Source organism: Yersinia sp. Marseille-Q5920, from assembly GCF_946902935.1.
Taxonomy (GTDB): Bacteria; Pseudomonadota; Gammaproteobacteria; order Enterobacterales; family Enterobacteriaceae; genus Yersinia; species Yersinia rochesterensis.
In genome coordinates this window covers 134156-153313 of record NZ_CAMPQA010000011.1, presented here as the reverse complement: position 1 = coordinate 153313, position 19158 = coordinate 134156, and the positions used below count along the sequence as shown (strand labels likewise).

Genomic DNA, 19158 nt, shown 5'->3' with positions numbered 1-19158 from the left:
AAGAGCTTTAGGCTACCCGCTAGCGATATCATTCGCGATGACAGAGATCAACTCCCAAGCCCTTGGGTGCAGCTTCGCATAACCATTCACTATAAATGCAAATAAAATCACTTGACCGATGATTAAATTTTCTTATTTCCACCCAGCCCTTAGCGCTTCTGTTACAATTCAATGAAAAATAGTTTTAAACACCAGAAAATATATTAAATCCAGTTTATCATTCCGCAATCCCCACCAGCACTAGCATGGTGCAGCGATTTGTCGATTGCACTATAGTGAGACAGCTCACACTTTAGTATCTACCTCATGGTGCATTGAGCAGGGAAAAAACACCAATAAATTTATATTTATCATTACGATAAACCCTATTATTACATTAACGATATATCTTAAGCCTATATTTGACCTGAGTATTCTTTCTCGCTAAGTTGGAAGTCCGCTGGAAGCTTTCTGGACGGGCAAACGTCTAGTCATAATTATGCAGTAATTTAAGACTCCCTCTTAAAACAAGTCTTATACCACTTGTGAGAACCGTCACAAGAGGCCATTGCCGGAGGGCGGAAAAGCAGATTTGTCGCGAAATATGCGGCTGTCAGCCCACCCCGCCTGATGCCAATATGTCCTTCTGGAGTCGGTTTGTGAGAGTCTCGCAGAGCCTGGGGAGGTTCACTGATATGTTGTACGATAAATCCCTTGAGAGGGACAACTGTGGTTTCGGCCTAATCGCCCACATAGAAGGCGAACCTAGCCATAAGGTGGTGCGTACCGCGATACACGCACTGGCCCGAATGCAACACCGTGGCGCGATCCTTGCTGATGGCAAGACCGGCGACGGTTGTGGTCTGCTATTACAAAAACCGGATCGTTTTTTCCGGATGGTCGCTGAAGAACGCGGATGGCGTTTGGCCAAAAACTATGCCGTCGGCATGATGTTTCTCAGTCAGGACGAAGAACTCGCCAAGGCAAGCCGCCGCATTGTAGAAGAAGAATTGCAAAATGAAACGCTGTCGATTATCGGCTGGCGTGAAGTGCCGACCAACCCGGATGTTCTTGGTGAAATCGCTCTCTCCTCCCTGCCTCGGATTGAACAAATTTTTGTGAACGCCCCTGCTGGCTGGCGTCCACGTGATATGGAACGCCGCCTGTTTGTAGCGCGTCGCCGTATTGAGAAGCGCATTACCAACGACAAAGACTTCTACGTTTGTAGTTTCTCTAACTTGGTCACGATCTATAAAGGCTTATGTATGCCTACGGATCTGCCGCGCTTTTATCTGGATTTGGCTGACCTGCGCATGGAATCGGCTATTTGCCTGTTCCACCAGCGCTTCTCGACTAACACCGTGCCGCGCTGGCCACTGGCTCAGCCGTTCCGCTATCTGGCGCACAACGGCGAAATCAACACCATCGCCGGTAACCGCCAATGGGCCAAAGCACGTGCCTACAAATTTAAAACGCCATTAATTCCGGACTTGCAGGATGCGGCCCCTTTCGTCAATGAGACCGGCTCGGACTCCAGTTCACTGGATAACATGCTGGAACTGTTCCTCAGCGGCGGGATGGATTTGATCCGTGCTATGCGTCTGTTAGTGCCGCCGGCCTGGCAGAATAACCCGGATATGGATACCGACCTGCGCGCTTTCTTTGACTTCAACTCCATGCATATGGAGCCATGGGATGGCCCTGCCGGGATTGTAATGTCAGATGGCCGCTACGCCGCCTGTAACCTCGACCGTAATGGCCTACGCCCTGCGCGCTATGTCATCACCAAAGATAAACTCATCACCTGCGCCTCTGAAGTCGGTATCTGGGATTACCAGCCCGATGAAGTGATCGAAAAAGGCCGTGTCGGCCCCGGTGAACTGATGGTGATTGACACCCGCAGCGGTAAAATTCTGCATTCCGCCGAAACTGATAACGACCTGAAAAGCCGCCACCCCTATAAAGAGTGGATGGAAAAGAACGTTAAGCGCTTGGTGCCGTTTGAAGATCTGCCGGAAGATCAGGTGGGTAGCCGCCAGTTAGATGATTCGACACTGGAAACCTATCAAAAGCAGTTTGGTTACAGTAGCGAAGAGCTGGATCAAGTCATCCGCGTATTGGGTGAAATTGGTCAGGAAGCCACTGGTTCAATGGGTGATGACACCCCGTTTGCCGTGCTTTCCAGCGGCCCGCGTATTATTTACGATTACTTCCGCCAGCAGTTTGCGCAGGTCACCAACCCGCCAATCGATCCGCTGCGTGAAGCGCATGTTATGTCACTGGCGACCAGTATTGGTCGTGAAATGAACGTATTTTGCGAAGCCGAAGGTCAGGCGCACCGTCTGAGCTTTAAATCGCCTATTTTGCTGTTCTCCGATTTCCAACAATTAACCACCTTGGAAGGGGAACATTACCGCGCTGATCGGCTGGATCTGACCTTTAACCCGGCGGAGACAGATTTGGAACAAGCGGTGCTGGCCTTGTGCGAAGAGGCTGAGCGCAAAGTGCGTGATGGTGCCGTGATGTTGGTGCTGTCAGACCGTGCTATCGCCCCTGACCGCCTGCCGGTACCGGCCCCGATGGCTGTCGGCGCGATCCAAACTCGCTTAGTCGAAAAAAATCTGCGCTGCGACGCCAACATTATTGTTGAAACCGCCAGCGCCCGTGACCCGCACCACTTTGCAGTGTTGCTCGGTTTTGGTGCGACCGCGATTTACCCTTATTTAGCTTATGAATCATTGGCTAAATTAGTTGATAGCCAGGCGATTGATAAAAAGTATCGCGATGTGATGCTCAACTATCGCAACGGCATCAATAAAGGGCTGTACAAAATCATGTCCAAAATGGGCATTTCAACCGTCGCCTCCTACCGCTGCGCCAAACTGTTTGAAGCTGTTGGCTTGCACCGCGACCTGTCCGACCTATGCTTCCAAGGTGTGGTTAGCCGTATTGGCGGGGCCAGTTTCAGTGATTTCCAACAGGATTTACAGAATCTGTCCAAACGCGCCTGGCTGAAACGCAAGCCGCTGGATCAGGGCGGATTACTGAAATTTGTCCACAACGGCGAATACCATGCGTATAACCCGGATGTGGTCAGCACCTTACAAACCGCGGTTCACAGCGGCGAATACAGTGATTATCAGGTTTATGCCAAGCTGGTGAATGAGCGCCCGGTTGCCACATTGCGCGATCTGCTGGCCATCAAACCGCAAGGCACCCCGATCCCAGTCGATCAAGTTGAACCGGCTGAATCTCTGTTCCAGCGCTTTGATACTGCCGCCATGTCCATCGGCGCACTCAGCCCGGAAGCCCATGAATCACTCGCCATCGCCATGAACAGCCTCGGCGGGTTCTCTAACTCCGGTGAAGGCGGTGAAGACCCTGCGCGTTACGGCACCAATAAAGTGTCCCGTATCAAGCAGGTGGCTTCTGGCCGTTTCGGTGTGACACCGGCGTATCTGGTGAATGCTGATGTTATCCAGATCAAAGTGGCGCAAGGAGCAAAACCGGGCGAAGGTGGCCAATTACCGGGTGATAAAGTCACGCCGTATATCGCCAAACTGCGCTACTCGGTGCCGGGTGTAACCTTAATTTCCCCACCGCCGCACCATGATATTTACTCAATCGAAGACTTAGCACAGCTGATTTTCGATTTGAAACAGGTCAATCCGAAAGCCCTGATTTCAGTGAAACTGGTTTCTGAGCCGGGCGTCGGCACCATTGCCACCGGTGTGGCGAAAGCTTATGCCGATTTGATCACCATCGCCGGTTACGACGGCGGTACTGGCGCAAGCCCACTTTCTTCGGTGAAATATGCCGGTTGCCCGTGGGAACTGGGGCTGGTGGAAACTCAGCAAGCACTGGTTGCTAATGGCCTGCGCCATAAAATCCGTCTGCAAGTGGATGGCGGCCTGAAAACCGGCGTCGACATTGTTAAAGCGGCAATTTTGGGTGCGGAAAGCTTCGGCTTCGGTACTGGCCCTATGGTAGCACTGGGTTGTAAATACTTACGCATTTGCCACCTGAATAACTGCGCCACTGGTGTAGCCACCCAAGATGAGAAATTGCGTCGTGACCATTATCACGGCCTACCTGAACGTGTAGTGAACTACTTCCAGTTTATCGCCCGTGAAACCCGTGAAATCATGGCGGAGCTGGGTGTTAGCCAACTGGTTGATTTGATTGGCCGTACTGACATGCTGCTGGAACTTGATGGCATCTCCGCCAAACAGAACAAGTTGGATTTGTCGCCAATGCTGAAAACAGCTACGCCACATCCGGGTAAAGCACTGTATTGCACTGAAAGTAACCCTCCGTTTGATAAAGGCTTATTGAACAAAGAGTTGCTGGCACAAGCTGAACCGCACATTGAAGCGAAACACAGCAAGACGTTTTACTTTGATATTCGCAACACCGACCGCTCAGTGGGCGCGGCGTTGTCCGGCGCGATTGCCACTAAACATGGCGACCAAGGCCTGGCAACTGACCCTATCAAAGCTTACTTCTCCGGCACTGCCGGTCAGAGCTTCGGGGTGTGGAATGCGGGCGGCGTCGAGCTAACCCTGACGGGCGATGCCAACGATTATGTCGGTAAAGGCATGGCCGGTGGCCGCATCGCAGTGCGCCCGCCTGTGGGTTCCAACTTCCGCAGTCATGAAGCCAGCATTGTCGGCAATACCTGTCTGTATGGCGCCACTGGCGGCAAATTGTTCGCCGCGGGTCGAGCCGGTGAGCGTTTTGCCGTGCGTAACTCCGGTGCGATTACTGTCGTTGAAGGTATCGGTGATAATGGTTGTGAATATATGACAGGCGGGATTGTCTGCGTACTGGGCCGTACCGGGATTAACTTCGGGGCCGGGATGACGGGTGGTTTCGCTTATGTCCTTGATGAAGATGGTGAATTCCGTAAACGCGTTAACCCTGAGCTGGTCGAAGTGCTCGACGTCGACCAACTGGCAATCCATGAAGAGCATCTGCGCGGCCTGATCACTGAACATGTTCAGTTGACGGGTTCTAGCCGTGGTGAAGAAATTCTGGCTAACTGGCCGGAATGGGTGACCAAGTTTGCTTTGGTTAAACCGAAATCCAGCGATGTGAAAGCACTGTTGGGTCACCGTAGCCGTTCCGCAGCTGAGCTGCGGGTTCAAGCGCAGTAAGGGGTTGAAATGAGTCAGAATGTTTATCAGTTTATCGACCTACAGCGCGTAGATCCGCCGAAAAAGCCGCTGAAGATCCGCAAAATTGAATTTGTTGAGATTTACGAGCCATTCTCGGAAACACAGGCGAAAGCACAGGCAGACCGCTGTTTGTCGTGCGGTAACCCCTATTGCGAATGGAAATGCCCGGTGCATAACTACATCCCTAACTGGCTGAAACTGGCCAACGAAGGGCGAATTATGGAAGCGGCAGACTTAGCTCACCAGACCAACAGCTTGCCGGAAGTCTGTGGCCGTGTGTGCCCGCAAGACCGCTTGTGTGAAGGGTCTTGTACCCTGAATGACGAGTTTGGCGCGGTCACTATCGGCAACATCGAGCGCTATATCAGTGATAAAGCCATTGAAATGGGCTGGAAGCCGGATATGTCCCATGTTCACCCCACCGGTAAACGTGTGGCGGTGATTGGCGCTGGCCCTGCCGGGCTAGCCTGTGCTGATGTGCTCGCGCGTAATGGCGTACAAGCAGTGGTATTTGACCGCCACCCAGAGATTGGCGGCTTGCTCACCTTTGGTATTCCGGCTTTTAAGCTGGAAAAAGAAGTGATGATAAAGCGCCGCAAAATTTTCTCCGAGATGGGCATTGAATTCCAACTGAATACTGAAGTTGGCAAAGACATCACCATGGATGCGCTGCTGCAAGAATATGACGCGGTGTTCCTCGGTGTGGGCACTTACCAATCCATGCGCGGTGGCTTGGAAAACGAAGATGCATCCGGTGTGTATGATGCGCTGCCATTCCTGATCGCCAATACAAAACAGTTAATGGGCTATGAGGCTGCACCTCACGAACCCTATATCAACATGCAAGGTAAACGCGTGGTGGTGCTGGGTGGCGGTGATACCGCGATGGACTGCGTGCGCTCCTCCATTCGCCAAGGGGCTACCGACGTGGTTTGCGCCTATCGCCGTGATGAAGCCAACATGCCGGGTTCCAAGCGGGAAGTGAAAAATGCCCGCGAGGAAGGGGTCGAATTTAAATTCAACCTGCAACCTTTGAGCATCGAAGTGAACAGTAACGGCAAAGTTTGTGGTGTGAAAATGGTTCGCACTCAACTGGGCGCTCCAGATGCACAAGGCCGTAGTGTGGCTGAGCAGATCCCAGGTTCAGAACATATTCTGCCCGCAGATGCCGTGGTGATGGCGTTTGGCTTCCGTCCACACAGCATGGAATGGTTGGCGGCTCACGACGTGGCATTGGATAAACAAGGCCGTGTGGTAGCACCAGAGCGCACGGATAACGCCTTCCAGACCAGTAACCCAAAAATCTTTGCCGGTGGCGATATTGTCCGTGGCTCTGATTTGGTGGTAACTGCCATTGCTGAAGGCCGCAAAGCGGCTGAAGGTATTATGAATTATCTGGAAGTTTGATCCCAATATAGACTCAAAGAAATCAGGGGCTGGTTATCCAGCCCCTTTTTATTGCTATTTTCTACTGCATATCTCCACTTACTCAAGATTTTGTAACAATCTCAGCAACCTTATTTTCAACATTTTATACCTAAAGCGCTATAGTAAAGGCCGAGTTCATATTGATTAATACTTTATGAGCCAATTTCACTGGTCTGCATATTATGTTGTTACGCCTTGTTTTAAAGAAAGGATCATCTGTTATGAAATCTCACTTACTTTTCATTGCTGGCGGCTTGCTGGCTATTAGCAGCAGCGCATTAGCGATGTCACTTAATTATCAAGAAGTTGGTTACAATATTGAGGCGCGAGGCGCTCGTGCAGTGGTGGCTGAATTAGCAAAAGCGGGGCAATTACCTGCTGTAGAGAATAATATCAAGCTGGGTGATGATAACTGGATTGCCATGGCTCCTAAATTAGCAGATGCCGGCAACGCGAGTTTCACTGCGGGGGTGAAATCTGCCCTATCCTCCGCGCTAATTTATAACCCAGCCGCGGTACTCAAAGCAGTAAGCAACAGTAAGACTCTCACTTTGTCAGAGATTTGTACTGCGCCAGCCGAGGTTAAAGATAGCGCGGCGAAAGCCAATTTCCAGCAACGCGCTACTCACACCCTGTCAACCATCAGAAATAGTGACATGATGAGCCAACGTGATAGCTGCCTGGCCGAGCTGAAAAAGTTATCTTAATTTTGGCTATGACCAATATAATTGGCAGAAATAATAAGGGCGGCCAAAGCCGCCCTGATAATACATTTGCTCGAGAAATAAAAAAGACTACTTAACAACCCGCAATGCTGGGCGGCCACCACTGCGTGGCGGTTGCGGCGGCTCATCATCCGGTGAGTTACCCTCGCCGTGAGGCACTTGAGTCTCATCCGTTACCAACATCAAGTTTTCCGTCGGCGCAGCCTCGTTATCTTCTTCCATGCCGACAAAATTGCCATCAGCATCAGAATCGTAAGCTTCTTCAGGTTCAAACATAGTGCCGGAACCATTTTCACGCGCATAGATTGCCATCACCGCCCCCATAGGGACAGTCACTTCGCGGGGAATACCACCAAAACGGGCATTGAAACTCACTTCCTCATTGCCCAATTCCAGATTCCCTACTGCACGAGGTGCCACATTCAATACAATTTGCCCATCACGGGCAAACTCCATTGGCACCGAAACACCCGGCCGGGTAACATCCACAACCAGATGTGGAGTCAGTTGATTATCAATCAACCACTCATAGAATGCGCGCAACAAGTAAGGACGGCGCGGAGTCATACCAGACGTCGCCATAAAATTAACCCCGGGTTTGCAGGCGCATTTCACGTTCAGCTTCAGTCAAAGAAGCCAGGAATGCATCACGCTCAAACACACGTGTCATATAGCCTTTCAGCTCTTTAGAACCTGCGCCAGTGAATTCAATACCTAATTCTGGTAAACGCCACAGCAGAGGAGCCAGATAACAATCGACCAGACTGAACTCTTCACTCATAAAGAAAGGCATTTCATTAAACACTGGTGCAATAGTCAGCAGTTCTTCACGTAATTGTTTACGAGCAGCATCCGCTTCTTGCGCATTGCCTTTCTGAATTTTCGCCAGTAGTGAATACCAATCCTGCTCAATGCGGTTCATCATCAAACGGCTGCTACCGCGTGCTACAGGGTAGACCGGCATCAATGGCGGGTGAGGAAAACGCTCATCCAGATACTCCATGATGATGCGGGATTCATACAGCGTCAGCTCGCGATCAACCAAAGTAGGGACGGTCTGGTAGGGATTGAGGTCAATCAGATCCTGCGGCAGATTATCAGCTTCAACCTGCTCAATCTCAACACTGACACCTTTCTCCGCCAGTACGATGCGTACTTGATGGCTAAAAATGTCGGTCGGGCCGGAAAACAGCGTCATTACCGAACGTTTGTTGGCAGCGACAGCCATGAAAACCTCCAAGATTATCTAGAAAAAACAATGCGAATAGCCCACGGTGACGTTGCTATCCTGAGTCGTTTTACAGCCGGTTCGCAATCATGGTCGTTGCTGCCGTAAATAAGCCTTGGTCGAGAAAATAATTCAGCCAGGGAGATACACGGACGCCAACAGTTCGCCGAACAGGCACAAAAGTGAGTGATAGTTTACCAGATTTTGCATGTTTTGTGGGGATGGTGCTGCGATTTCATGAACAATTGTCTATCTGACAACGGGTTAGCGGCAAAAATATAATGAATAAAATAGCGGAAGGGTACTTTTAGCGATTGATCTGGCTTAAAACAAATAAAAAAACCCGGTGAGACACCGGGTTTTTACCATTAATCTGATGCCGTAAAGGCAAAAAATTAACGTTTGGAGAACTGTGGACGACGACGTGCTTTACGCAGACCCACTTTCTTACGCTCAACTTCACGCGCATCACGCGTTACGAAGCCAGCTTTACGCAGTTCACCACGCAGAGATTCGTCATATTCCATCAGTGCACGGGTGATACCGTGACGGATAGCGCCAGCCTGACCTGAAATACCACCACCTTTAACAGTGATGTACATGTCAAACTTGGTAACCATGTCTACCAGTTCCAACGGTTGATTCACTACCATACGGGCAGTTTCACGACCGAAGTAAACTTCAAGGCTACGTTGGTTAATAACGATTTTACCGCTACCCGGCTTAAGAAAAACGCGTGCAGCAGAACTTTTGCGGCGACCAGTGCCGTAGTATTGATTTTCAGCCATTGCCATAATCCCGATTAAATGTCCAGAACTTGCGGTTGCTGTGCCGCATGATTGTGCTCAGTACCTGCATAAACTTTAAGTTTACGATACATTGCACGGCCCAGCGGACCCTTCGGCAGCATGCCTTTAACCGCGATTTCAATCACACGCTCAGGACTGCGGGCAATCATCTCTTCAAAGGTCGCTTGTTTGATACCACCGATGTGACCGGTGTGACGGTAATAAATCTTGTCTGTACGCTTGTTACCGGTTACGGCAACTTTTTCTGCGTTCAGAACGATGATGTAATCACCAGTATCAACGTGCGGGGTGTATTCCGCTTTATGCTTGCCGCGTAAGCGACTAGCCAGTTCAGTAGCGAGGCGACCCAAGGTCTTACCATTCGCGTCAACAACATACCAGTCGCGTTTTACAGTTTCTGGTTTAGCTGTGAAAGTTTTCATTATAAAAGCTTACCCAATTAATAAGTTACACGTTGGTGAACACCCAAACGTTCAAAAACAGTTGAGGCTCACACGACCATCAGTCCAGCAAACCTACCCCTTCGAATAGCCAATGCTGGCACTATACAAAGTTCTGGGAAAAAAACTTTGTTGTAACGTGGGGTCGCAAGATTATAGAGAAGTCGACGTCAAAGATCGAACTGTTTTTGGCGAGAAAGGTATAAATTAAACATGTTAAGTTAGGGCGAAGAATAATCGCCCACCACAGAATAGCATTTTAGCGCCCATAAAGTGAATAACTGAGGCGCAGATTACTTTCACAGCAAGTACAGTTATGGCAAATGCGGTAAAGAGAGATACTCTTCACTTTGCATTTCTTGTAGCCGTGATAAACAGCGCTGATACTCAAATTTAAGCCGTTCGCCGCAATAAATTTCGAACATTGATGCTTCCGCTGCAATGATAAGTTTTACCCGCCGCTCATAAAATTCATCAACTAATGCCAAAAAACGCCGGGCGGTGTTTTCATCCTGCGTCGCCATCTTATGGACATTGTGCAGCAATACAGTGTGATAAAGCTTAGAAAGCGCGATGTAATCCAACTGGCTGCGCGCCTCTTCACACAATGTGTGGAAATCAACCGCCAGCACCCCTTGCGCAGAGCAAATCGCCGGTAAAGGCCGGTGATTAACTTCCAGTATCGGGGATTTTTCGCCCTCTTTCCCCGCAAGTTTGACGAAAATATCCTCCATCGCCTGTTCAGTCTGCGGGTTAAGCGGTGTCAGGTAGAGATTAGCCTGAGTTAATGTGCGCAGGCGGTAATCAATACCAGCATCGACATTCATTACATCGCAATATTGCTTAATAAGCTCAATCGCCGGCAAGAAGCGAGCGCGCTGCAAACCGTTACGATACAAATCGTCCGGTGGAATATTGGACGTCGCAACCAGTGTGATCCCACGGGCAAACAATGCTTCCAGCAATGTCGCCAGCAGCATGGCATCAGTAATATCCGAAACAAAAAATTCATCAAAACACAGCACATCAGTTTGAGCCTTGAAACCATCAGCAATAATTTCTAATGGATTTTCATGACCTTGCAATGTTGTTAGCTCTTGATGCACCCGCAACATAAAACGGTGGAAATGCAGGCGGAGCTTACGTTCACCCGGCAAGCTGTGGAAAAACATATCCATCAGCCAAGTTTTACCCCGCCCGACACCGCCCCACATATATAAGCCCTGAGCTGGGCGTATTGGCGTTTTTGACGCGCCCCGGCCCAGTAAGCGGCCCAAACGCCCTCGGATACCTACATTGACCGCAGGCGTGCTTTGGCGTTGATTCAATTCCTGATAAAGAGTGTCCAGCCGTGCGACAGTACGCCGCTGGACGTCATCAGATTGATAGTCGCCAACATCAATTGCTTGCTGGTAAAGTGCTATAGGTGAACTCGGTTGCATGTTTATCAATAATCCCTGATAAAAATAATCTCTGATAAAATAGTTATCTACTTTTCGCGGTACTTTCTTGCTGATTTATCGGGTAATCGCAGCATTTACCGACTCTGCTACTGCGGAAAAAGCCTGATAACCATAGGCAATGTTGCATCAGGATTCCACTCAGACAAGGTTAACGGTTATAGTGGGTATTATTAAGTGAAAAAGCCCTGCTGAACAATGAAGTCAAAAAAGGAGTCATTATGACCTGGGAGTATGCGCTTATTGGGTTGGTTGTTGGTATTGTGATTGGCGCGGTGGCTATGCGCTTTGGCAATCGTAAATTGCGTCAGCAGCAAGTGCTGCAAAATGAGCTGGAGAAAAGTAAATCAGATCTGGAAGAATATCGTCAGGAACTGGTTGGGCATTTTGCCCGCAGTGCCGAGTTGCTCGATAACATGGCTCGCGACTATCGCCAGCTTTATCAGCATATGGCGAAAAGCTCCAATAACTTGTTGCCAGACTTGCCAATGCAAGATAATCCGTTCCGCTACCGTCTGACAGAATCTGAAGCAGATAATGATCAGGCACCGGTCAAAATGCCACCTCGTGACTACTCCGAAGGGGCATCCGGTTTACTGCGTCCGGAACATCAGACCCGGGACTAAGCTAAACTTCTATCTATGCCCTAAATAATTCGAGTTGCAGGAAGGCGGCAAGCGAGATACAAATCGGTCGGGAAGCGATTTGAACAGCATTTATGCTGCCCGCTGGGTGAGTCTCAGGGATGAGGCTCATTAACTCCGATAAGCTTACTGTCGTAAGTGATTCGGGTTATTGAGTTTAACCAACGCACATGCAGCTTGAAGTATGACGGGCATATCAAGCTGACTGCGGCGCACATCGCCGCGGTCAGCACATTTACACTTCTATACCTACCTCTCCTTGAATTGCTTTACGCTAACCCCTATATCAAGTGACATCTTAGGGTGCTTATTTTTAGAACAGCAATAGCCTTTTGAAATAAGTGAATTTTTTAGCTCATTCAGAGTCTGAATTTACACCGGGCCTGTAGTAGCCATCTACCCTATTCATTCACCGTTAGGTATTGAGAGAGTTTAAATCAATGAAGAAAAAGTCATTATTTCTTAGTGCGCTGGCAATGAGTGTCGGCTTAGGTCTCGCATCTGTTCCTATGGTAAACGCAGCAGCTCTTCCGGCGGCCGTTGCCGGGCAATCAGTCCCAAGTTTGGCACCTATGCTGGAGAAAGTGTTGCCCGCGGTCGTCAGCGTCCATGTCTCTGGCACACAGGTACAACAGCAACGTTTGCCGGAAGAATTCAAATTCTTCTTTGGCCCAAATGCGCCAACCGGCAAAGAGAGTAACCGCCCATTTGAAGGGCTGGGATCTGGCGTCATCATTAACGCGGAAAAAGGTTATGTGCTGACCAATAACCACGTGATCAATAACGCGGATAAAATTCGTGTTCAGCTCAATGATGGCCGTGAATATGATGCCAAATTGCTGGGCCGTGATGAACAAACTGATATCGCTTTATTGCAGATAACTGACGCCAAAAATCTGACGGCGATTAAAATTGCAGATTCCGATAACCTGCGAGTCGGTGATTTTGCCGTCGCTGTGGGCAACCCATTTGGCCTCGGCCAGACCGCGACCTCCGGTATCATTTCCGCACTTGGCCGCAGTGGTTTGAATCTGGAAGGGTTAGAAAACTTTATCCAGACCGACGCCTCTATCAACCGAGGCAACTCGGGTGGTGCGCTGGTCAACCTGAATGGCGAATTGATTGGGATTAACACCGCAATTCTGGCACCGGGGGGCGGTAACATCGGTATCGGCTTTGCCATTCCAAGTAATATGGCGCAAAACCTCAGCCAACAGTTAATTGAATTTGGCGAAGTGAAACGCGGCCTGTTGGGTATTCGTGGCAGCGAAATGACCGCTGATATGGCGAAAGCCTTTAATATTGATGCGCAGCGCGGTGCTTTTGTCAGTGAAGTGCTGCCAAAATCAGCGGCCTCTAAAGCCGGTATCAAAGCAGGCGACGTGTTAGTTTCCGTGGATGGCAAACCCATTAGCAGCTTTGCTGAGTTACGCGCCAAAGTAGGCACCACCGGGCCGGGCAAAACCGTTAAAGTCGGTTTATTGCGTGATGGCAAACCGCTTGAAGTGGCTGTAACGTTGGAGAACAGCAGCCCAACATCGACCAGTGCAGATACCTTATCACCTTCATTGCAAGGCGCATCACTGAGCAATGGCGAAATCAAAGGTGGCAGCAAGGGTGTCAAAGTTGAGAACGTAACCAAAGGCTCACCGGCAGCGCAATCGGGCTTGCAGAAAGACGATGTGATTATTGCCGTAAACCGTGTGCGAGTGAAAGATATCGCCGAGTTACGCAAAGCTATTGAAGCGAAACCTGCTGTAATTGCACTGAATATCGTTCGCGGTGAAGAGAATATTTATCTGTTAATCCGCTAATTTGCTGAAAAATCGGACACAGCACAATGCTGTGTCCGCCAAACTCATGCTATTCTCCCGTTACCTATTCATTCATGCCTTAAACTTCATGTTTCTTAAGCTATTGCGTTCTATTATTTTGGGGCTAATTGTTGCCGGTATCTTGCTGGTCGCAATACCTATGCTCCGCAGCCCCGGCCACTTTTTTTCGGGCAATGGTGATAGCGTAGATGAAGAGGCCCCGGTCAGTTATAACCAAGCTGTGCGCAGGGCTGCCCCTGCCGTTGTTAATGTTTATAACCGTAGCCTAAGCCCTAATCAGGAAGGATTAGCCATTCGAACCTTAGGTTCTGGCGTGATCATGAATGATAAGGGTTATATCCTGACGAATAAACACGTCATCAATAATGCAGAACAAATCATTGTTGCATTACAAAATGGCCGTATCTCAGAAGCCTTGTTGGTCGGTTCAGATAATCTGACTGATTTAGCCGTGTTGAAAATTGATGCCGTCAACCTACAGGTTATTCCGATTAATATTAACCGGACACCACATATTGGTGATGTCGTGCTGGCTATTGGCAATCCCTATAATCTTGGTCAAACCGTCACTCAGGGGATTATCAGTGCCACCGGGCGTATAGGTTTGAGTTCTTCTGGCCGACAGAATTTCCTCCAAACAGATGCCTCCATTAATCAGGGTAATTCCGGGGGAGCGCTGGTCAATACGCTTGGCGAGTTGGTGGGGATCAACACACTTTCATTTGATAAAAGTAGCAATGGGGAAACCCCGGAAGGCATCGGTTTTGCTATTCCAACCGCACTTGCCACCAAAGTGATGGAAAAATTGATTCGCGATGGGCGGGTGATCCGTGGCTATATTGGCATTACCGGCGAGGAGTATCCGCCATTCAATGCTAGCGGTAATAATGGCGACCGAATACATGGCATTAAGGTGAATAAGATATCGCCAAATGGCCCGGCGGCGAATGCTAACTTGCAAGTGGGTGATATTATTCTAAGCGTTAATAATAAGCCTGCGACGTCCGTGATAGAAACCATGGATCAGGTGGCAGAAATTCGTCCTGGAACCACAATTCCGGTCTTATTATTACGCAATGGTCAGCAAATCACGGCACAAATTACTATTACCGAATTGGATCAAAATGAGCTGCTTGAACAGCAGCCAGCGCCGTTGTCATAGGGGCTGTATATCCTAATCGGATGTATTAATTGCAAAAAAAATCGCAAAAAAATGCCAGCCTGATGTCACTCACCGGCTGGCATTTTTTATAGGGCGGTTAGAAAAAGCGTTTTTTTGAAAAAGTCTATTCGCCTTTTATACGCTCAATATTGGCACCTAACGCACGTAATTTATCTTCGATACCTTCGTAACCACGATCGATATGATAAATACGGTCAACAATGGTCACCCCATCAGCGACACAGCCCGCTAATACCAAGCTAGCAGAAGCACGCAAATCGGTTGCCATGACCTGAGCACCAGACAACTGCTCAACACCATAGCAAATCACAGTATTGCTCTCGATTTCTGCATGTGCGCCCATACGGATAAGCTCTGGCACATGCATAAAACGATTTTCAAAAATTGTTTCGGTGATAACACCGGTTCCTTCTGCAACCAAGTTCAATAAACTGAACTGAGCCTGCATATCTGTTGGGAAACCAGGGTGTGGCGCAGTCCGCAAGGTAATGGCTTTAGGCCGTTTGCCATGCATATCCAGGCTTATCCAGTCCTCGCCGATTTCAATATCAGCACCCGCTTCACGCAGCTTAGCCAATACTGCATCCAGTGTATCTGGACGAGTCTGACGACAAACCACTTTACCGCCAGAGATAGCCGCTGCAACCAGGAAAGTCCCGGTTTCAATACGGTCAGGCAGCACTCGGTAAACACCGCCACCCAAGCGAGCTACACCCTCAATGGTTATGCGGTCAGTACCTGCGCCAGTGATTTTAGCGCCCAGCGTATTCAGGAAATTCGCTGTATCGACAATTTCTGGTTCGCGAGCGGCGTTTTCAATGACTGTAGTCCCCTCAGCCAAGGTTGCTGCACTCATAATGGTCACTGTTGCGCCAACGCTGACTTTATCCATCACGATATGCGCGCCTTTCAGGCGGCCATTGACGGAAGCTTTAACGTAACCTTCTTCCAGCTTGATTTCAGCACCCAACTGTTCCAAACCGGTGATATGCAAATCGACCGGACGCGCACCGATAGCACAACCGCCCGGTAAAGAAACCTGCCCTTTACCAAAGCGAGCAACCAGTGGCCCCAAAGCCCAGATCGAGGCGCGCATGGTTTTAACCAAATCATAAGGTGCACAAAACTCATCCACACCACTGGCATCAACAAAAACGGAGCCGGAAGCATCACGTTCGATTTTGGTGCCTAATTGGCTCAACAATTTAATAGTGGTATCAATGTCTTTTAGCTTTGGGACATTTTGCAACTCGACCGGGTCTTCTGCCAATAACGCCGCGAACATTATCGGCAATGCTGCGTTTTTCGCTCCGGAAATGGTGACTTCACCGCTTAGGCGAGTCCGCCCCTGCACACGAAACTTATCCATTGTGACCACTCTTTGTTGTCAAAATACTGGTTGTCAAAATACTGATCGTTGTCAAAATACTGATCGGCAAATTCGAATTCACTGCCCGCTTAAGAAACTGCCTGACAAACCTGTAGGCAATTCAGAAGCCAACAGCATCAAAAACCGTTTAGTTTGCGATCCCGCTGCCACTCTTGCGGCGTATAGGCCTTAATGGATAAGGCATGAATGCGGTTATCAGCAATATATTCCATCAGCGGCGCATACACTGCCTGCTGCTTTTTCACTCGACTCATATCGGCAAATAACTCACCCACAGCAATCACCTGAAAGTGGCTACCATCACCGGTAACATGCGCTTCTTGTAATGCCAATGCTTGCATCAGCACGTCTTTAATTTCGTTAGTATCCATAAGATTCATTCTATTTTAAGAGGATCGTAATCAGTTGAACATATTAGTAGAATACGGCTTTCTCTGAAACTAAAGAAAAGCCCCTGTTTCGTTATTACGCTCAGGGGCTTAAAAACTTTAGCTTTTTGCTTTAGCAATAGGCGACACAAAAGGCCACTAACATAATTCTAATCGCTAGATACTGGCCGTTTTTACCGAGATAACTGTTTCTACCGGGATGACTTCCCGCAAATTATACAGTTCAATCAAGGTAGACAAGCGATCGCTGACACCGGTAATCGCTAATGAGACACCCTGCTTGCCGCGCAGTTCACGAAAGTGAACCAACAGCGCCAGACCGGAGGAATCAACACGCTGTAATTGGCTGACATCAATGCGCGTCTTATCGGCCAACAATGCTTCTCGCTGTTGCCATAGGGGTAACAGCGTTGCGCGATCCAATTCACCTTGCAGTATCAGTGTTTCCTGTTGTGACTGCCATTTCAGTTCATCCGCCATAATCACTACTTATCTAAGGTTATTGGCTGTTTCGCTGCAATGAGCAACTGTTGGGTCAGGCCATCAACACCTTTTTGACGCAAAATAGAGGCCCACTCATTTTGCTTGGTGCTGATCATGCTAACCCCTTCGGCTATCATGTCATACGCCTGCCAATTGCCGGTTTGGCTGTTTTTCCGCCACTGGAAATCTAAACGTACCGGTGGGCGGCCATTAGGGTCAAGGATGGTCACGCGAATGGCGACGATATTGGCATCACCCAATGGCTGATCTGGTGCGACATCGTAAGTTTGGCCGTGATATAGCGCCAATGCTTGGCCATATGCCTGTTCCAGATATTGACTGAATGCATTGAAGTAAGCTTCACGCTGTGCCGGAGTGGCGGCTTTGTAATAGCTGCCCAGCACCAATGCACCTGCATATTTAATCTGAACAAATGGCAATAATTCTTCGCGGACAATAGTGCGTAAATATTCGGGATTTTGCTTAATGTTAGCTTGTTCATTTTTCAGGCGCGTAAAGGTTCTTTGCGCAGCTTCATCCATCAGACGGTATGGGTTAGTTTGATCGACGGCATTAGCCAATGGGGCTACCACCAACAACGCGACCATAAGTAAACGTTTAAACATTCGATACCCTCTTAAGGATGTTGAGTTGCTGGCAAGCTGCCATTTGCTGCCGCAGGTGCCGCAGCCGGTTCACTGGCTGGTGCATCAGAATTACCATCACCGCCACTTTTGTACAAGAACTGACCGATAAGGTCTTCCAGAACCAAAGCAGATTTAGTGTCTTGGATGACGCCGCCATCTTTCAAAATACTGGTGCCCATATCCGGGTCTTCAAAACCGACGTTAAGCGCCAGGAACTGTTCGCCCAATAAACCGGAAGTGCGCACCGCCAGGGAACTGGTGTCCGGGATATGGTTATAGCGCTGCTGGATATCTATCGCCACAAGGGGGCTGTAATTTTTGGTGTCCAGCGTAATATCAGCCACTCGGCCAACCACAACCCCACCAATTTTGACTGGCGAATTGTTTTTCAGGCCACCAATATTGTCAAAATTAGCATAAATCCGATATGTCGGCTGATTACCCACTGATTTGATATCTGCCACTTTCAAGCAGAGGAATACGACCGCCAGAATAGCAATCAGTATAAACGCCCCTACCCAGATTTCACTTTTCTTCGTTTGCATCGACTCAGTTCCCAAACATCAGTGCTGTCAGCACAAAATCTAATCCCAATACCGCCAGTGATGAATGCACCACAGTACGGGTCGTTGCCCGGCTAATCCCCTCAGATGTTGGGATCGCATCATACCCATTGAACAGCGCAATCCAAGTCACGGTAATGGCAAATACCAGGCTCTTAATCAGGCAATTCAGTAAATCTGTGCGCCATTCGACGGCACTTTGCATTGCAGACCAGAAGAAACCGCTATCAATCCCCTTCCAGTCAACACCAACCACGGAGCCACCCCAGATGCCCACCGCGACAAAAATAGCCGTCAATAATGGCATACTGATAAGCCCAGCCCAGAACCGAGGAGCAACCACTCGTCTTAGAGGGTCAATCGCCATCATTTCCAAACTAGAAATCTGTTCAGTCGCTTTCATTAGGCCAATCTCTGCCGTCAGGGCAGAACCGGCACGGCCAGCAAACAGCAGCGCCGTCACTACAGGCCCCAATTCTCGCAGTAATGATAAAGAAACCATCATCCCGAGGCTGGCTTCTGCGCTGTATGTGGTGAGGATTAAAAAGCCCTGCAAGCCCAAAACCATACCGATAAATAGGCCGGAAACCACGATAATCAGTAAGGATTGCACCCCAACGCTATACAGTTGCTTGACCAATAATGGCCACTGTTTTCGCGGTTCAGGCCGCCCAACCAGCGCATTAAACAGCATTAAACCCGCGCGACCAAAGGATGCGCAGACATTAATGCCCCGGCGGCCTAAAGACGCCAATGCCTGTACTAACATGAATACTCC

The 19158-nt window shown here is 49.1% G+C and carries 17 protein-coding genes; 6 read left to right on the top strand and 11 right to left on the bottom strand.

Annotated elements, in window-relative coordinates; all coding sequences use genetic code 11:
* Positions 1 to 674: 674 nt before the first annotated feature.
* The 3 genes from gltB (at position 675) to OVO64_RS15915 (ending at position 7291) form a co-directional block, all read left to right on the top strand.
* Positions 675 to 5135, top strand: coding sequence for a glutamate synthase large subunit (gene gltB, locus OVO64_RS15925; RefSeq protein WP_038638771.1), 4461 nt, complete (start codon positions 675 to 677; stop codon positions 5133 to 5135).
* 9 nt (positions 5136 to 5144) lie between these two features.
* Positions 5145 to 6563: a glutamate synthase small subunit gene (locus OVO64_RS15920; protein ID WP_004392007.1), complete on the top strand. Its 1419-nt coding sequence runs from the start codon at positions 5145 to 5147 to the stop codon at positions 6561 to 6563.
* A gap of 242 nt (positions 6564 to 6805) precedes the next feature.
* Entirely contained in the window at positions 6806 to 7291 is a 486-nt protein-coding gene (locus OVO64_RS15915; RefSeq protein ID WP_038638769.1) for a hypothetical protein, read from the top strand.
* A gap of 87 nt (positions 7292 to 7378) precedes the next feature.
* On the opposite strand, the gene sspB is transcribed toward OVO64_RS15915, so the two are convergent.
* From sspB to zapE, 5 genes are all read right to left on the bottom strand, one after another.
* A complete protein-coding gene (sspB, locus tag OVO64_RS15910) occupies positions 7379 to 7891 on the bottom strand; it encodes a ClpXP protease specificity-enhancing factor (RefSeq protein WP_145509837.1) in 513 nt (170 codons plus the stop codon).
* Between the two features lie 4 nt (positions 7892 to 7895).
* Positions 7896 to 8537, bottom strand: a complete 642-nt coding sequence (sspA, locus tag OVO64_RS15905) for a stringent starvation protein SspA (protein WP_004392010.1) — start codon at positions 8535 to 8537, stop codon at positions 7896 to 7898.
* A gap of 395 nt (positions 8538 to 8932) precedes the next feature.
* Positions 8933 to 9325: a 30S ribosomal protein S9 gene (gene rpsI, locus OVO64_RS15900; RefSeq protein WP_005162424.1), complete on the bottom strand. Its 393-nt coding sequence runs from the start codon at positions 9323 to 9325 to the stop codon at positions 8933 to 8935.
* Between the two features lie 14 nt (positions 9326 to 9339).
* Entirely contained in the window at positions 9340 to 9768 is a 429-nt protein-coding gene (gene rplM, locus OVO64_RS15895) for a 50S ribosomal protein L13 (protein WP_004710905.1), read from the bottom strand.
* 332 nt (positions 9769 to 10100) lie between these two features.
* The gene (gene zapE, locus OVO64_RS15890; RefSeq protein ID WP_267248890.1) at positions 10101 to 11228 is read right to left on the bottom strand and encodes a cell division protein ZapE; all 1128 of its coding nucleotides are present in this window, start codon (positions 11226 to 11228) and stop codon (positions 10101 to 10103) included.
* A gap of 239 nt (positions 11229 to 11467) precedes the next feature.
* Here zapE and zapG point away from each other — a divergent pair, with 239 nt between their 5' ends.
* The 3 genes from zapG to degS all read left to right on the top strand — a co-directional run bounded on the left by zapG (position 11468) and on the right by degS (position 14887).
* On the top strand, positions 11468 to 11872 hold the full coding sequence (gene zapG, locus OVO64_RS15885; protein WP_004392014.1) for a Z-ring associated protein ZapG: 405 nt from the start codon (positions 11468 to 11470) through the stop codon (positions 11870 to 11872).
* Between the two features lie 458 nt (positions 11873 to 12330).
* Positions 12331 to 13704 (top strand): serine endoprotease DegQ, encoded by a 1374-nt coding sequence (gene degQ, locus OVO64_RS15880; protein ID WP_038638759.1) that lies wholly within the window; start codon positions 12331 to 12333, stop codon positions 13702 to 13704.
* Positions 13705 to 13792: 88 nt separating this feature from the next.
* Positions 13793 to 14887: an outer membrane-stress sensor serine endopeptidase DegS gene (gene degS / locus OVO64_RS15875; RefSeq protein WP_038640010.1), complete on the top strand. Its 1095-nt coding sequence runs from the start codon at positions 13793 to 13795 to the stop codon at positions 14885 to 14887.
* Between the two features lie 124 nt (positions 14888 to 15011).
* Here the strand turns inward: degS and murA are convergent, their stop codons facing one another.
* The 6 genes from murA to mlaE all read right to left on the bottom strand — a co-directional run bounded on the left by murA (position 15012) and on the right by mlaE (position 19149).
* On the bottom strand, positions 15012 to 16277 hold the full coding sequence (murA, locus tag OVO64_RS15870) for a UDP-N-acetylglucosamine 1-carboxyvinyltransferase (RefSeq protein WP_038638756.1): 1266 nt from the start codon (positions 16275 to 16277) through the stop codon (positions 15012 to 15014).
* Positions 16278 to 16414: 137 nt separating this feature from the next.
* Entirely contained in the window at positions 16415 to 16669 is a 255-nt protein-coding gene (gene ibaG, locus OVO64_RS15865) for a BolA family iron metabolism protein IbaG (protein ID WP_004710915.1), read from the bottom strand.
* Between the two features lie 174 nt (positions 16670 to 16843).
* On the bottom strand, positions 16844 to 17167 hold the full coding sequence (gene mlaB, locus OVO64_RS15860) for a lipid asymmetry maintenance protein MlaB (protein ID WP_038640008.1): 324 nt from the start codon (positions 17165 to 17167) through the stop codon (positions 16844 to 16846).
* A 5-nt stretch (positions 17168 to 17172) separates the two neighbouring features.
* On the bottom strand, positions 17173 to 17796 hold the full coding sequence (mlaC, locus tag OVO64_RS15855) for a phospholipid-binding protein MlaC (protein ID WP_038638750.1): 624 nt from the start codon (positions 17794 to 17796) through the stop codon (positions 17173 to 17175).
* Between the two features lie 11 nt (positions 17797 to 17807).
* Entirely contained in the window at positions 17808 to 18362 is a 555-nt protein-coding gene (mlaD, locus tag OVO64_RS15850; protein ID WP_050292042.1) for an outer membrane lipid asymmetry maintenance protein MlaD, read from the bottom strand.
* Positions 18363 to 18366: 4 nt separating this feature from the next.
* Positions 18367 to 19149, bottom strand: coding sequence for a lipid asymmetry maintenance ABC transporter permease subunit MlaE (mlaE, locus tag OVO64_RS15845; protein WP_038638744.1), 783 nt, complete (start codon positions 19147 to 19149; stop codon positions 18367 to 18369).
* Positions 19150 to 19158 lie beyond the last annotated feature (9 nt).

Coding starts and splice junctions, on each gene's coding strand:
- gltB (WP_038638771.1), top strand. CDS start 675: ATGTTGTACGATAAATCCCTTGAGAGGGACAACTGTGGTTTCGGCCTA.
- OVO64_RS15920 (WP_004392007.1), top strand. CDS start 5,145: ATGAGTCAGAATGTTTATCAGTTTATCGACCTACAGCGCGTAGATCCG.
- OVO64_RS15915 (WP_038638769.1), top strand. CDS start 6,806: ATGAAATCTCACTTACTTTTCATTGCTGGCGGCTTGCTGGCTATTAGC.
- sspB (WP_145509837.1), bottom strand. CDS start 7,891: ATGGCGACGTCTGGTATGACTCCGCGCCGTCCTTACTTGTTGCGCGCA.
- sspA (WP_004392010.1), bottom strand. CDS start 8,537: ATGGCTGTCGCTGCCAACAAACGTTCGGTAATGACGCTGTTTTCCGGC.
- rpsI (WP_005162424.1), bottom strand. CDS start 9,325: ATGGCTGAAAATCAATACTACGGCACTGGTCGCCGCAAAAGTTCTGCT.
- rplM (WP_004710905.1), bottom strand. CDS start 9,768: ATGAAAACTTTCACAGCTAAACCAGAAACTGTAAAACGCGACTGGTAT.
- zapE (WP_267248890.1), bottom strand. CDS start 11,228: ATGCAACCGAGTTCACCTATAGCACTTTACCAGCAAGCAATTGATGTT.
- zapG (WP_004392014.1), top strand. CDS start 11,468: ATGACCTGGGAGTATGCGCTTATTGGGTTGGTTGTTGGTATTGTGATT.
- degQ (WP_038638759.1), top strand. CDS start 12,331: ATGAAGAAAAAGTCATTATTTCTTAGTGCGCTGGCAATGAGTGTCGGC.
- degS (WP_038640010.1), top strand. CDS start 13,793: ATGTTTCTTAAGCTATTGCGTTCTATTATTTTGGGGCTAATTGTTGCC.
- murA (WP_038638756.1), bottom strand. CDS start 16,277: ATGGATAAGTTTCGTGTGCAGGGGCGGACTCGCCTAAGCGGTGAAGTC.
- ibaG (WP_004710915.1), bottom strand. CDS start 16,669: ATGGATACTAACGAAATTAAAGACGTGCTGATGCAAGCATTGGCATTA.
- mlaB (WP_038640008.1), bottom strand. CDS start 17,167: ATGGCGGATGAACTGAAATGGCAGTCACAACAGGAAACACTGATACTG.
- mlaC (WP_038638750.1), bottom strand. CDS start 17,796: ATGTTTAAACGTTTACTTATGGTCGCGTTGTTGGTGGTAGCCCCATTG.
- mlaD (WP_050292042.1), bottom strand. CDS start 18,362: ATGCAAACGAAGAAAAGTGAAATCTGGGTAGGGGCGTTTATACTGATT.
- mlaE (WP_038638744.1), bottom strand. CDS start 19,149: ATGTTAGTACAGGCATTGGCGTCTTTAGGCCGCCGGGGCATTAATGTC.